Annotated in this window: 10 protein-coding genes; 5 read left to right on the top strand and 5 right to left on the bottom strand. The window is 70.1% G+C overall.

The annotated features are described in order from the left end of the window. Positions 1-193: 193 nt before the first annotated feature. Together IFR14_RS13435 and IFR14_RS13430 are read left to right on the top strand one after the other, a co-directional pair. Positions 194-1,255 carry a glycoside hydrolase family 6 protein gene (locus tag IFR14_RS13435; RefSeq protein ID WP_191941400.1) on the top strand — a complete coding sequence of 354 codons (1,062 nt, stop codon included), beginning with the start codon at positions 194-196 and terminating at the stop codon, positions 1,253-1,255. Between the two features lie 55 nt (positions 1,256-1,310). Beyond that, entirely contained in the window at positions 1,311-2,249 is a 939-nt protein-coding gene (locus IFR14_RS13430; RefSeq protein ID WP_371742739.1) for a response regulator transcription factor, read from the top strand. 64 nt (positions 2,250-2,313) lie between these two features. Here IFR14_RS13430 and IFR14_RS13425 read toward each other — a convergent pair whose 3' ends face one another. Both IFR14_RS13425 and IFR14_RS13420 read right to left on the bottom strand, forming a co-directional pair. Beyond that, entirely contained in the window at positions 2,314-2,691 is a 378-nt protein-coding gene (locus IFR14_RS13425) for a hypothetical protein (protein ID WP_137243289.1), read from the bottom strand. Then, complete coding sequence (locus IFR14_RS13420) at positions 2,688-4,184, bottom strand: glycosyltransferase (protein ID WP_079707182.1); 1,497 nt, start codon at positions 4,182-4,184, stop codon at positions 2,688-2,690. The genes IFR14_RS13425 and IFR14_RS13420 overlap by 4 nt, the downstream gene beginning before the upstream one ends. A gap of 199 nt (positions 4,185-4,383) precedes the next feature. Between IFR14_RS13420 and IFR14_RS13415 the strand changes: the two genes are divergently transcribed. Further along, positions 4,384-5,022: a hypothetical protein gene (locus tag IFR14_RS13415; RefSeq protein WP_229939078.1), complete on the top strand. Its 639-nt coding sequence runs from the start codon at positions 4,384-4,386 to the stop codon at positions 5,020-5,022. Positions 5,023-5,041: 19 nt separating this feature from the next. Here IFR14_RS13415 and IFR14_RS13410 read toward each other — a convergent pair whose 3' ends face one another. The 3 genes from IFR14_RS13410 to IFR14_RS13400 all read right to left on the bottom strand — a co-directional run bounded on the left by IFR14_RS13410 (position 5,042) and on the right by IFR14_RS13400 (position 8,504). Next, the gene (locus tag IFR14_RS13410; RefSeq protein WP_079707181.1) at positions 5,042-6,214 is read right to left on the bottom strand and encodes a diguanylate cyclase domain-containing protein; all 1,173 of its coding nucleotides are present in this window, start codon (positions 6,212-6,214) and stop codon (positions 5,042-5,044) included. After that, entirely contained in the window at positions 6,211-7,947 is a 1,737-nt protein-coding gene (locus tag IFR14_RS13405) for a sensor histidine kinase (RefSeq protein ID WP_159879183.1), read from the bottom strand. Before IFR14_RS13405 ends, IFR14_RS13410 begins: the two co-directional genes overlap by 4 nt. A 74-nt stretch (positions 7,948-8,021) precedes the next feature. Further along, the gene (locus tag IFR14_RS13400) at positions 8,022-8,504 is read right to left on the bottom strand and encodes an Lrp/AsnC family transcriptional regulator (protein WP_064295326.1); all 483 of its coding nucleotides are present in this window, start codon (positions 8,502-8,504) and stop codon (positions 8,022-8,024) included. A 193-nt stretch (positions 8,505-8,697) separates the two neighbouring features. Between IFR14_RS13400 and IFR14_RS13395 the strand changes: the two genes are divergently transcribed. Beyond that, entirely contained in the window at positions 8,698-9,492 is a 795-nt protein-coding gene (locus tag IFR14_RS13395) for a PP2C family protein-serine/threonine phosphatase (RefSeq protein WP_229939081.1), read from the top strand. 91 nt (positions 9,493-9,583) lie between these two features. Further along, the gene (locus IFR14_RS13390) at positions 9,584-12,634 is read left to right on the top strand and encodes an FtsK/SpoIIIE domain-containing protein (protein ID WP_191941399.1); all 3,051 of its coding nucleotides are present in this window, start codon (positions 9,584-9,586) and stop codon (positions 12,632-12,634) included. Positions 12,635-12,661 lie beyond the last annotated feature (27 nt).

The raw sequence follows: 12,661 nt of genomic DNA, 5'->3' as shown, positions 1-12,661 counted from the left end.
TCCGGACAACGTTGCGCAGCGGGCCCTGGTGTGCAGTCCGGCGTGCGCGCTCGTCGACCGGCTGGGCGGTCCCGGACGCGTCGGTGCCTCTCGGACATCGCGCCCACCCCCACTCGGGGCACGGATTCGAGCGAATCGGCACCGTGGCGAGGCTTTGTCGGGCACAATTGCGGATGACCATGCAGGAGGATCCGTGCCGAGAACGCCCCGCGACCGACGACGTACCCGGACGGCCGTCGCCCTCGGCGTCGTCGCCGTCCTCCTCGCCGGCGGTGCGCTCGCGGTGTCGCTCGTGAGCCGCGTCCCGAACGCCGCTGCCGGCCCGTTCGACGGAGCGCAGTTGTACGTCGATCCGTCCTCGCTTGCCGCCCGAGCCGCCGCAGCCGATCCGGCGGCCGCGACCGAGGAACCGACGAGTTCCGCCACGGCCGGGACGAGCGGCGGTTCGAACGGCGACCCGAGCGACGTCGCCCAACAGCTCGCAGCGGCGCAGCGGCTCGCGGCGGAGCCGACCGCGATCTGGCTCGTGCCGGAGCGCTACCCGATCGGAACCGTCCGGGACACCGTCTCCGAGGTCGTCCGGTCCGCCGAGCGCTCCGGGTCCATGCCGGTCTTCACGGTCTACGGCGTGCCGGAGCGGGACTGCGGCAACCAGTCCGCCGGTGGGTTGTCGAGCGACGAGTACCAGGACTGGGTCGCCGAGATCGTCGCCGCCGTCGCGGATCACCGCGTCGCCGTCATCCTCGAACCGGATGCCGTCGCGCTCGCGCCGGACTGCGGTGACCGCACCGCGCGGATGCGGCAACTTGCAGCCGCGACCGAGCAGTTCGCGGACGCATCGGTCCCCGTGTACCTCGACGGCGGCCACTCCGACTGGCGACCGCCCGCCGAGATGGCCGAGCTCCTCCGGGAGGCCGGTGTCGCCGACGCAACGGGCTTCGCCACCAACGTCTCCAACTACAACACGACCGAGGACGAGATCGCCTATGCGGAGGAACTGAGCGGCCTCCTCGACGGCGCCCATTACGTGATCGACACCTCTCGGAACGGCAGTGGCTCGAACGGCGAATGGTGCAACCCGTCCGGCCGGACGGTGGGGCAGCAGCCCCTCACCGCGCAGGCCGAACACCTCGACGCGAACCTCTGGGTGAAAGCCCCCGGCGAGAGCGACGGAGCGTGCAACGGTGGCCCCCTTGCTGGGGTATGGTGGCCGGAGCAGGCCGTGCAACTGGCCAAGGGATTCAGCGCGTGGTGAGTCGGCAACGGCTACATCCGGCACGTCGCTGACGGGTGGAACGGGTAGGGGCATCGTGACCGAAGAGCTGAGCGAACGTCGGACCGCGGTCGTCATCGAAGACGACGCGGACATCCGCCAACTGCTCGAGACCGTTCTCGAGCAGGCCGGATTCGAGACCGTGTCCGCTGCGAACGGTCTGGACGGCGTCGAGGCGGTGCGGAGGCACAACCCCCTCGTCACGACCCTCGACGTCAGCATGCCGGGTATCGACGGCTTCGAGGCTGCCAAGCGCATCCGCGCCATCAGCTCCACCTACATCGTCATGCTGACCGCCCGAGGCGACGAGATCGACACCCTGCAGGGCCTCGACTCCGGCGCCGACGACTACATGACCAAGCCCTTCCGTCCGCGCGAGCTCCGTGCCCGCATCGAGGCGATGCTGCGTCGGCCTCGCGCGAACGGTGATGCTCCGGCCGTCGCCGCGGCGGCACCGGCGCAACCGGCTCCGACCGCGGTCGCGCCGGCTCCCGTCGCTCAGGTCGCGACTCCGCCGCTGCAGCAGCAGGTGTCGTCGCCCGACCCCACGATCGTCCACGAGACCGTCGCGCGTCATGCCGCTCCCGTCGGTCAGTCGGTCGTCCCGATCATCATGCAACCGGCTGCCGCAGCGCCCGACGACGGCGAGGGGTGGCTCGTCCACCGCGGTCTGAAGCTCAGCTCGGCCACCCGCATCGTCGAGGTCGACGGCACCGAGGTCGACCTCACGCGGAGCGAGTTCGACCTGTTGCAGGCACTGATGGAGTCCCGCCGTCGAGTGCGCAGCAAGGCGGACCTCGCGCTCATGCTCCGTGGCGAGAGCTACATCACGGCCTACTACGTCAGCGAAGCCGACAAGCGTGCGATCGAGGTGCATCTCGCCAACCTGCGACGGAAGCTCGCGGACAGCACCGTGGCCCCGCGGTTCATCGAGACGGTGCGCGGCGTCGGCTACCGCATGACCTCCGACGACTGAGACCACCGCGGTCCCGACCGCGACGGAGCCTCGCCGGCGACCAACGACGCCTGGTGGACGGAGCTCAGGATTCCGCTGCGTCTGCCGCGTCGAGTTCGAGCAGTCGTTCGCAGCTGCGGCGGCCGACCTCCTGGAGGGCGGTGTGGATCTCGCGTGCGCGTTCGAGTCGCCCCAGCTCGATCGCCTGGAGACCGGCACTCGCGAGTCCGGCCACCCCGATCACGCCCAGCATGACGCTGGAGGAGCGGATGCTGAGGAGGACGACCTTGGACTCGTCGGTGTCATGCGCGTCGAGCGCCGCTCCCAGACGTGCCAGACGGGTGGGCCACATCTCGACGTAGGTCTGGACGAACCGACGACGACTGCGCAGGTCGCCCGAGAGTTCTCGGAGCAACCTGCGCAGTTCGTCGGCGTCGACCGTGCCCGGGTCGGGGGACGTCACACGCGGTAGCCGCGCTGACGACGGATGAGCTTGCCGAACATGCTGAGCGTCTGCAGCACGGTGATGACGCCGAGGACCGGCCAGCCCGCCCAGAGGATCGTGGACTGGACGACGGGGGAGAGCTGGGTCCAGGCGGCGACGATCGCGATGATGGCGGCGAGGACGAACAGGAGCGGCGCGAGGTGCGCGTTGCCCGAGCCGCGTTCTGCCTTCGCCTGCTCGGCCCAGTTGTCGACCTTCTTGTTCGACGCGAACTTCGACCAGGCACGGATGAAGTGGCCCATGCGGATCCACATGTAGAACTCGGCTGGGAAGATGAGGACCGCGAAGAGGATGTCGCGGGCGTTCCGCTTCTTCATCGACAGCGCGATGCGCAGGTTGAGGAAGATCGCGACCAGCGGCGGGATGAGCCACACGGGGCTGAACACGAAGGCGTGGATCGACAGCGACCCGGCGAGCAGCACGACGAAGAGGATGCGCGTGACGATGTTGAGGAGCATCTCCGCGTTCTCGAGCCACCGCAGTCGGAGGTTCGGGTGGAACGGCTGCCCCTTGGTGTCGCCGCGCTGGCCGGGCCACATGAGCTCGATCGCGCCGTAGTTCCACTTGACCTGCTGGGCGTCGAGGGAGCGGACCGTGGTCATCCCGCCGACGTCGGCACGGGCACGGGCGCTGATCTTCGTGAGGTAGCCGGCGCTCTTGATCTGCAGCGACAGGAGCGAGTCCTCCACCTCGGAGTCCTTCACCCACGGGGTGGACTGGTGGTTCTGCTCCATGGCGTCGCGCAGGGCCTGGACGGAGAAGATCGAGTACTGCCCGCCGAGCACGGCCATGTTGCGGCCTCGGAGCATGTTCTGCATGTTGAACGCGGCGAACTGCGTGCGCTGGCCGGCGATGAGGAACGCCGGGACGAGCTGCTTCTTGAACGGCTCGTCGTCGATCGAGAAGATCGCGGAGATGCCGCCGATGCGACTGTCCGAGACGATCTCGGCTTCGAGCGACTCGATCGCGGTCGGGTCGGCGACCGTGTCACCGTCGACACCGAGCAGGTAGTCGTAGCCTTCGACGAGCGTGAAGCCGTAGTTGAGCGCGCCCACCTTCTTGTCGGGGTTCTTCCCGATGTCGTGGATGAACACCTCGGTGAACTGCTCGTAGCCGTCCTCGTCGACCCGGGAGTGCGGGCCGGCGTAGGGCGCGGCGACGTCGACCGACCGGTCCGTGGTGTTGTTGATGACCACGTGGATCACATCGGGCATCCGCGTCTGCTCGAGGAGGGACGCGAGCACCGCCGGCAGCGACTCCTCCTCGTTGTAGGCGGGGATGATGCACCCGATGGTCGCGCGGTACTCGGGGAGCGAGTTGACCGAGTCGATGAATTCGTTGGCATACGCTTCAAGTTCGGGCGCGAGAAGCGGCTGCGTCTGAATGTACCGAGGGTCAGGCTGCTGGGCGTTGGGCCGAGAGCTGTCCGGTCGCGCTTCGAGTTCTGACATCAGGGGTCCTGTTCCGAGTGGGTCGAGTGCAACGGTTCGCGCTGCAGTTGCAACTCTGCCGCGTTGGGCGCGGCTTTCGCGCGTGAATGCGATAGCGTCGGCTCAGGATTTCCTCAAGATTCGCGCTGGCCCCAGTTCGTGGGTCATACGGACCCTCGAGGGTCACTCGATCATCCCTCCGACACCCGCCAGGAGCCTCATGTCGAACCACCCAAGCCCGGTCCGGAACCGGCACGTCAGGCACGCCCTCCAGGCCGCGACCGCCGCCGCGCTCGTCCTCGGGCTGAGCGCCTGCGGGACGCCTCCGTGGGAGGAGCCGGGCGCGCAGCCGACCAGCTCGCCGCGCGTGTCGAAGACACCGAGGCCGACGGTGAGTGCGATCACCAACGAACTCGCGAGCGGGAGTGCCAAGCACACGCTCACGGCGGGCTCCGCCACCCTCACGGTCGACTACTGGTCCACACTGTCGATGGACGCGTGGACCGCGGACGTCAACAAACCGGTGAGCTTCTCGCTCAGCGGCGTGCTCAACCCCGACGACCTCCAGGCGCTCTATCTCTCGCGGGTGACGCTCACCACGACCGTCCACGGACCGAAGGGGCAGCTGGAGTCGCCTGCCCCGTTCACCGACCAGTCGACGGTGGCACCGGGGTACCTCATCAAGGCACCGTACAGCTACAGCCAGACGTTCGTCCTCCCCGAGGTGGACAGCACCGCGACCGGCGTCACCTTGACGATCACCTACGAGCTGCTGGTGCAGGCGACGCCGACGTCCGCCGAATATGCGAAGCAGACTGCGGTGGACACCCTGACCATCGCGATCGCCCCGCCCGCCTGACCGAGCTCGATCCGATCCGTCAGCGGCCCGTCGGCGAGGACGAGGCGAGGACCGTGCGGTTCCCGCCGGACGCTGCGGCACGCAGGCTGGCGTCGCTGGCGGCACGCGTGAGGACGGCGACGTCGTACCCGAGGTAGTCGGTCAGAGCGATCCCGATGCTGGCCGTCGGGCGCAGGCGCGGCGTGGTCTCGACGGGGTGGTCGAGCAGGCCGTCCTGGATGCCCTTGGCCGCCTGGAGCGCGACGTCGGCGTCCGTTGCGGGGGTCGCGATCAGGAGACACCCCGCGCCGTCCTCGCCGATGTCGGAGAGCGTCGGGCCGTACCGACGGACCGAGGAGATGAACCCCTCGGCGACCTCACTGCTGAACGCTGCTCCGAACGCCGTCTTCATCTCATCGAGGTCGTCGAGCCGGACGTGGAGGATCGCGAGCTGCTCGTCATGGAAGTTCGCCCGTTCCAGCCAGTCGTCGACGATCCGGACGAAGGACTCCTGGAGGAGGACGTCGTCGCCCGTGTACGCGACGATGCTCCCGTGCCGTCGGCTGGCGGGTGCGGCGCGCTCGGCCCGCAGGACCGAGAGCACCACGGTCGCGACGATGAGGAGCGCGATGAGCAGCAGCGAGGCGGCCACGGTCCCGAAGAGCGTCGTGAACAACGAACCGTCCGGCCCCTCCACGAGGAGTGCGACCAGCCGAGCCGCGAAGAACGCCGACGCGATGCCGAGCACGATGGTGAAACCACGGGTGGTCGGGTTGTCCCGCATCGCGCCGACGAGCGTCTCAGCCGCGCCGAGGCCCGCGAAGAGGGCGATGCAGAGGAACGTCGCAGGCGCGCCCGCCCAGGGGCCTCCCGAGGGGCCGGCGGCGAGCGCGGCGACGATCGTGACCGCCGTCCCGATGAGTGAGACCCAGAGCAGACTCGATTTGCCGTTGAAGAGCCGCGCGCCGGACCACAGGGCGGCGATGCTCAGCACGTATCCACCGTTCCCGGCGGCGATCGCCCACCAGGCCTCCTGGCTCAGGGCGCTGACGACGTAGGAGAAGCTGGTGAACATCCCGGCCATGTAGGACACGGACCACACCCTCCCGCTCGCGTCGTCCTTCCGCATGAAGGTGTTGACGATGAACGTCGCGCCGCAGACGAAGATGACGAGCGCGTTGATCACCGCGACGGTCTGGCTGTCGAAGGTCATTCGGTGCCGCCTCTCGGAATACGGACGACCGCGGTCGTGCCCTCACCGAGCACGCTGTGGACGGTGAGGTCGCCGCCGTGCAGACGGACGATGTCCCGACTGATCGCGAGGCCGAGACCGCTGCCGTGCACCGTCGAGTTGCGGACGAGGTCGGAGCGGAAGAACCGCTCGAAGAGCTTCGGTTGGTCCTCCTCGGAGATGCCGATGCCGGTGTCCCGCACGATGACCCAGGCGGTGTCGCCCTCCGCGGTGACGCCGACGCTCAGCTCGCCGCCGTCCCGGTTGTACTTGATGCCGTTCGAGAGCAGGTTGTCGACGACCTGCCGGAGGCGGAACGGGTCGGCGAACAACGGCACGGCCTCCTCGTCGTGGCGCACGATGGTGATGCTCCGTTCGGCGGCCACGTGCGCCAACGACTCGACCGAGCGGTCGACGATCTCCCGGAGCTCGCACTCGGAGCGTTCGAGCACCATGGTCCGGTTCACGTCGCGGGAGGCTGCGAGGATGTCCGCGATGAGTTCGAGGAGTCGATCGCCGTTCGTCTGGGCGATCGTGAGCTGCTTCGCGACCCGCGGTGGGAGCCCCGGGTCGTCGAGCGCGAGGTCGAGGTACCCGAGGATCGACGTCAGCGGCGTCCGGAGCTCGTGCGACACGGAGGCCACGAGGTCGTCCCTGGCGCGGATCGCGTTGATCTCGCTCGTGACGTTGCGTGAGACGAGGACCGTGCCGTCGTAGCCGCCCTCGTGGTCGTAGAGGCGGCGGGAGGTGAGGGCGAGGGCGATCCGCTCGGTACCGGGGGCGCCGAGCCACACCGTGAGGTTCTCGAACTCCTCACCACGGCGTGCACGGATGTACGGCTTGTCCTGCGGCTGGAGGAGGGTCAGTCCGTCCTCGGCCCACACCGGGAGTGCGGGATTGACGTCGGACAGCTCGCCGACCTCGTCCTGCAGCCGCGTCTGGAACCGGTTGACCATCGCCCGGGCTCCGATGCGGTCGAAGCGGACGACGCCGAAGTTCACGGCGTTCAGGATCTCCGCGAGGCGGCTCTCCTGGTCCTGTGCACGCCCCAGGGCGGTCTCGAGCTGTCCGGCCTGCTTGTTCAGCAGCACGCGCTGCGCCTCCGTCCGCTTCGCGGTCATCGCGGTGGAGACGGCGACGAACGCGAGGACCGTGGGCAGGATGACGAGCGCCGGCAGGTTGGCGATGGTGATGTCCCCCGGGGTCATCGCGAGGGATGACCAGCTCGACGTGCAGACGAGCACGATGGCGGTCACGGCACCTGCGAGGCCGAAGGCCGTCGCCATCCAGATGGTCGGGAAGACCCAGAGGAGTCCCGCGCCGATCAGGGGTTCGCCTTGCCGGATGAGCGCGATGGCGATGATGTCGAGGATCGGGAGCGCGATGAGGAGCCGCGGCACCTGGTGCCACGGCACGATCGGCGCGAGCGCCGTCGCGATGAACGCCAGGATCACCCCGATGTAGAAGAGGACGGAGTTGTCGTCGACGCCCTGGAACAGGAGCGTGGCGAAGAGGATGGCGACCACCGCCAGGCCGAAGAGCAGCTGTGGGAAGGCGCTGTAGCCGGTCATCCGGCCGACGCGTCGTGGGACCTCGACCGCGTGCGGGCCCGTTCTCGTGGGCCCGGTGTCCGCGAGACCGGGTGCCGAGGCGGTGTCACCCGACGCCGACGGGCCGGACGGGGGAGTCCGTTCTCCGATCGGCTTCGCGGGCATGGGTTGAGCGTACCTCTGTCGGGGGTGGCGGAACGTGATACTGGGGACGGCTTGCGCCGGTGCGGGGATCCCCTCTAGCGGGTGCCCCAGTCGTAGAGCTGCTTGTGCAGGCGCAGGTAGACGAAGGTCTCCGTTCCGGAGACACCGTCGACGGTGCGGATCTCGTCGTTCAGCAGCGCGATCAGTTCCTCGTCGTCCTCGCAGACCACTTCGACCAGCAGGTCGAAGGATCCGGCGGTCAGGACGACGTAGTCGACGGCCGACAACGCGGACAGGCGGTCCGCGACCACGCGGGTGTCACCGGTCACCCGGACGCCGATCATGGCCTGTCGGGTGAAACCGAGCTGCATCGGGTCGGTCACCGCGACGATCTGGATGACGCCGGACTCCGTGAGCTTCTGCACCCGTTGCCGCACCGCGGCCTCGCTGAGTCCGACGGCCTTCCCGATCTCGGCGTAGGAGCGGCGTCCGTCGGTCTGGAGCTGCTCGATGATCGCCTTCGAGGTGTCGTCGGGCGGCGCCGCCTTCGCCGGTGCATCGGAGCTCGCTCGTGTCATGCGTCGATCATGACAGCGTGGACGGGTCGCGGCAAGCGGATCCGCAGGACCGACCGACCCCGGCGTCCGGATCCGTCGTCGCCGATCCCCGGACGGAATCCGCCGAGCCGGGTGGGGCGGTCCTGCGGTCGGCCGGTACCGTACTATCGTCGAGGGTGCATCAGCCACCGCCAGCCGTATTAGAGGAGCAGACGTGACCGAGCACGGGCAACGGATCGTCACGCTGCCCGGCGGGCGTCGAGTCTCACTCGCGTGGGCCGGCATGACCGATGTCGGCAAGCGACGCGAGTTGAACGAGGACGCCTTCGTGGCGCTCCCTCCCGTGTTCGCCGTGGCCGACGGCATGGGTGGGCACTCCGCCGGCGAGGTCGCGAGTGCCGCGGTCGCGCACCGCCTGACCAAGGCCACCGAGGGAGCCGAGATCCTCACCGTCGACGGCCTCGTCGACGCGCTGCGCATGGCCGTCGCGGACATGATCGACACCGCGGAGGAGGGCGAACTCGGCATGGGCACCACCGTCACCGGTGTCGTGCTGACGGCCGACGAGGGCGAGGGGCGCGTCGCGGTCTTCAACATCGGCGACTCCAGGGTGTACCGGCTGCAGGACGGCGAGCTGGTTCAGGTCACCGAAGACCACTCGATCGTCCAGGAGCTGATCCGCGCGGGAGCGATCAGCCCTGAGGAGGCGGAGTTCCACCCGAACAGCAACATGATCACCCGGGCCGTCGGACCGTCGGACGACCCCGTACCTGACGTCGAGCTCTTCCCGATCGAGACCGGTGCCCGATGGCTCGTCTGCTCGGACGGGCTCACGAAGGAACTCACCGACCACGGGATCTGGTACTTCCTGACCGAGGGGGCCACGCCGGTCGACGCGGCCGAACTCCTCCTGCGTGCCGCCCTCGACAACGGCGGACGCGACAACGTCTCGGTCATCGTGCTCGACATCGCGGCGGTCGACGAGAGCGTGGAGCAGCCCGCCTCCTGAGCCCGCTCCACAGCCGCTGCTCGCGCGGGCTTCGCGCCCGGTCGGACCGTCCCGTCAGCCGGTCAGGGCCGCAGGGTGCTCCACTGGAGCCATGAGCCCTTCGGACGTGACGCCCTCCGCGACCACCTCGCACCGGCCCGCGACGACGCCGGCCCGCCTCCGTGCCCCCAGCCCGCCGGCAGAGCCGCCCACCGGGTCGCTCCCGATCCTCGCAAGTCTCGCCCCGGTCGTCGGGTCGGTCGCCCTGTTCGCGATCACCGGCTCACCCGTGACCCTCGTCTTCGCCGCGCTCGGGCCCCTGATCGCCGTCGCCGGCTACATCGACGCACGCTGGACCAGACGTCGGCGCGGACGGCGGGCGCGCGCGGCGTATGACGCTGCGGCGCAGGAGCTGGAGCAGGACATCGCGCGAGCACACGTCGAGGAACGCGAGGAACTGCGAGCACTCCACCCTGCCGGTCGGCTCCTCGGGGTCATCGACGGACCCGATCGTGCCAGGTGGCGGGTACCGGAGGCCCGCCGCACGCTCGTCTGCGTCGGGCGAGGGGAGACGAGGAGTGCCGTCCGAGTGGACGCGGGGGCGGACGACGACCGATGGGAGTGGGCGGCACGGCTGTCCGAGGCGCCGGTCGTGGTCGAGGCGGTCGAGGGGATCGGCATCGTCGGTGGGAAGGTGTTCGCGCGCGCGGTGGCCCGCAGCATCCTCCTGCAGCTCGCCCGACAGCTCCCGCCGCAGGCAGCGCAGTTCTCCGGTGAGCCCGCGGCTCCCGACGACCGCACCTGGGCGTTCCTCGAGGACCTCCCGCACCGTGCGGTCTCGGACCCCGCCGACCCGATGCCCGGTGGGCGACCGGCGGAGCCGACCCTCGTCTCGGTCGTCGAACGCTGGGAAGCGGTCGGGTCCGCCGCGGGGCGATCGGGAGGACGCCCGCCGACCGGCGGTGTACTCGTCGCCCTGTCCGACACCGTCGAGCTCATCCCCACCCGCTGCCGACACCTGCTCGTCCTCGATACCGACGGCCAGACCGTCCTCGCCGACGGTACCGGCGCCTCCACGTCCGTGCCGGTGTCGCCGACCCTGCTCGCGGAAGCCGAGGCGGAACACGTCGTCGGGGCGCTCACCGCCGCCGCACTCACGACGGGGGAGTCCCCGACCCTCTCGAGTCTGCCGACCGACGTCGCCTTCGCGCAGGTGCATCCGGTGCGGGGCCGTCGGCCGTCGGCGGGATCCGGCTGGCGGCCCGATGCGCTCCGGGTCGCCGTCGGCACCGGCGTCGAGGGCGTGCAGCTGCTGGACCTCGGAGCGGACGGACCCCATGCACTGGTCGGCGGCACGACCGGGAGCGGCAAGAGCGAGCTGCTCATCACCTGGATCACGGCTCTCGCCGCGCAGTGCTCGCCGCAGGAGCTCTCCCTGCTCCTCGTCGACTGCAAGGGCGGCGCCTCCTTCCAAGCCGTGGAGACCCTGCCGCACGTGGTCGGGATGGTGACCGACCTCGAACCGGGAGCGGCGGACCGCGTCGTGTCGAGTCTGCGTGCCGAGCTGCGCCACCGCGAGCGTGTGCTCGCCGGACACGGGGCGCGGCACCTGCTCGACCCCGTGCTCCTGCTGGAGCATCGCCCGGCACGGCTCGTCGTCGTCGTCGACGAGTTCCAGGCACTGCTCGACGCGAGCCCGCACCTCCATCAGGTGTTCGCCGACCTCGCGGCCCGCGGGCGATCACTCGGCCTGCATCTGATCCTCTGCAGTCAGCGTCCTGCGGCGGTCGCCGCCGACGCCATCCTCGCGAACTGCACGCTCCGCCTCTCGCTCCGGGTCACCTCGCGCCCCGACAGCGCCGCGATCCTCGGTGTGCCCGATGCGGCCGCGATCCCGGCCGGCACACCCGGCCGCTGCATCGTCTGGAACGGCGACCGACGACTCGTGTTCCAGTCCGCGGTCACCACGTCCGACGACATCCTCGCGGTCCGTGAGCGCTGGCGCGACGCGCCTGCACCTCGGCGACCATGGCTCGACCCCCTGCCGGCACGCCTGGCCTTGAGCGCCGTCTCGGCGATCGAGGCGGGACGTGCCGGAGGCCCGGAGCGCACCGGTGTCGACTGTCCTCCCGGGGAGGGCATCGTGTTCGGCCTCGCGGACCTCCCCGAGGAGCAGGCACAACGCCCCGCGGTGTGGTGTCCGGAGCACGACGGCTCGCTGCTGGTGCTCGGCACCGGACGTTCCGGTCGAACGACCCTGCTGGACACGCTCGAGGTCGGCGCGCGCGATCGCTTCCGCGTGGAGCGCGTCGGCCAGGATGCCGAGCAGGCCTGGGACACCGTCATGGCGCTGTCGGATCCGCTCCGCCCGACCGAGCGCACCCTCCTGCTCGTCGACGACGTGGAGTCGCTCCTCGCCACCGCCGGGGACGAGCACGGCGCCGCACTCCGCGATGCACTGCTCGGCCTGCTTCGAGACGGGGGACGCCGCGGCATCAGCGTCGTCCTCGTCGCCTCCCGGCTCGGCGGTGTGGTCCACCGGTTCTCGGCTCAGCTGGGCAGCACCCTGGTCCTCCGCCTCGCCGATCGGCAGGATCATCTCGTCGCCGGCGCACCCGCCTCCTGCTTCGATCCACGCCGACCCGCCGGCCGCGCGCACTGGCAGGACTCGGAGGTGCAGATCGCGCTCGCTCCACCGTCGCCGACGTCACCGTCCTCTGCGCCCGGGGTCCACCGCTGGCGGCCGAGCCCGGCACGCGCGACCGTCATCGTCACGCGCGCGACCGGAGCGGTCCGGGCGATGCTGCAGCGCTCGACCGGGACGGAGCGACGCGTGCGGCTCATCGAACCGGCAGCGCAGCTGTTCCCGTCCGCACCGCTCGCGGGCGTCGCGGGCGTCGAGAGCGACGTCCTGGAGGACGACGCCGCGATCGTCGTCCTCGTCGACCCCGAGACGTGGCTGTCGGGCCGGTTGGTAGTCGGGCGAGACCTTCCGCCGAGCACCGCCGGTGCCGACCTGGTGGTCCACGGCTGCTCCGCCGCCGACTTCCGGCAGGTGACCAGGAGCCGTGAACTCCCGCCGCTCCTCGGCTATGCGAGCGGCCGTGCCTGGTGGTGGCGGGCCGGACAGGAGGCGATGCGTGTGGACCTGCTCGGCTCCTGACCCGAAGGCACTGAGGCTGTCGGCCGG

The sequence above is a fragment of the Plantibacter sp. CFBP 8775 genome, assembly GCF_014839505.1.
Lineage (GTDB): Bacteria > Actinomycetota > Actinomycetes > Actinomycetales > Microbacteriaceae > Plantibacter > Plantibacter auratus.
The sequence above is the reverse complement of the archived record's forward strand: the minus strand, read 5'-3'. Positions and strand labels throughout refer to the sequence as shown.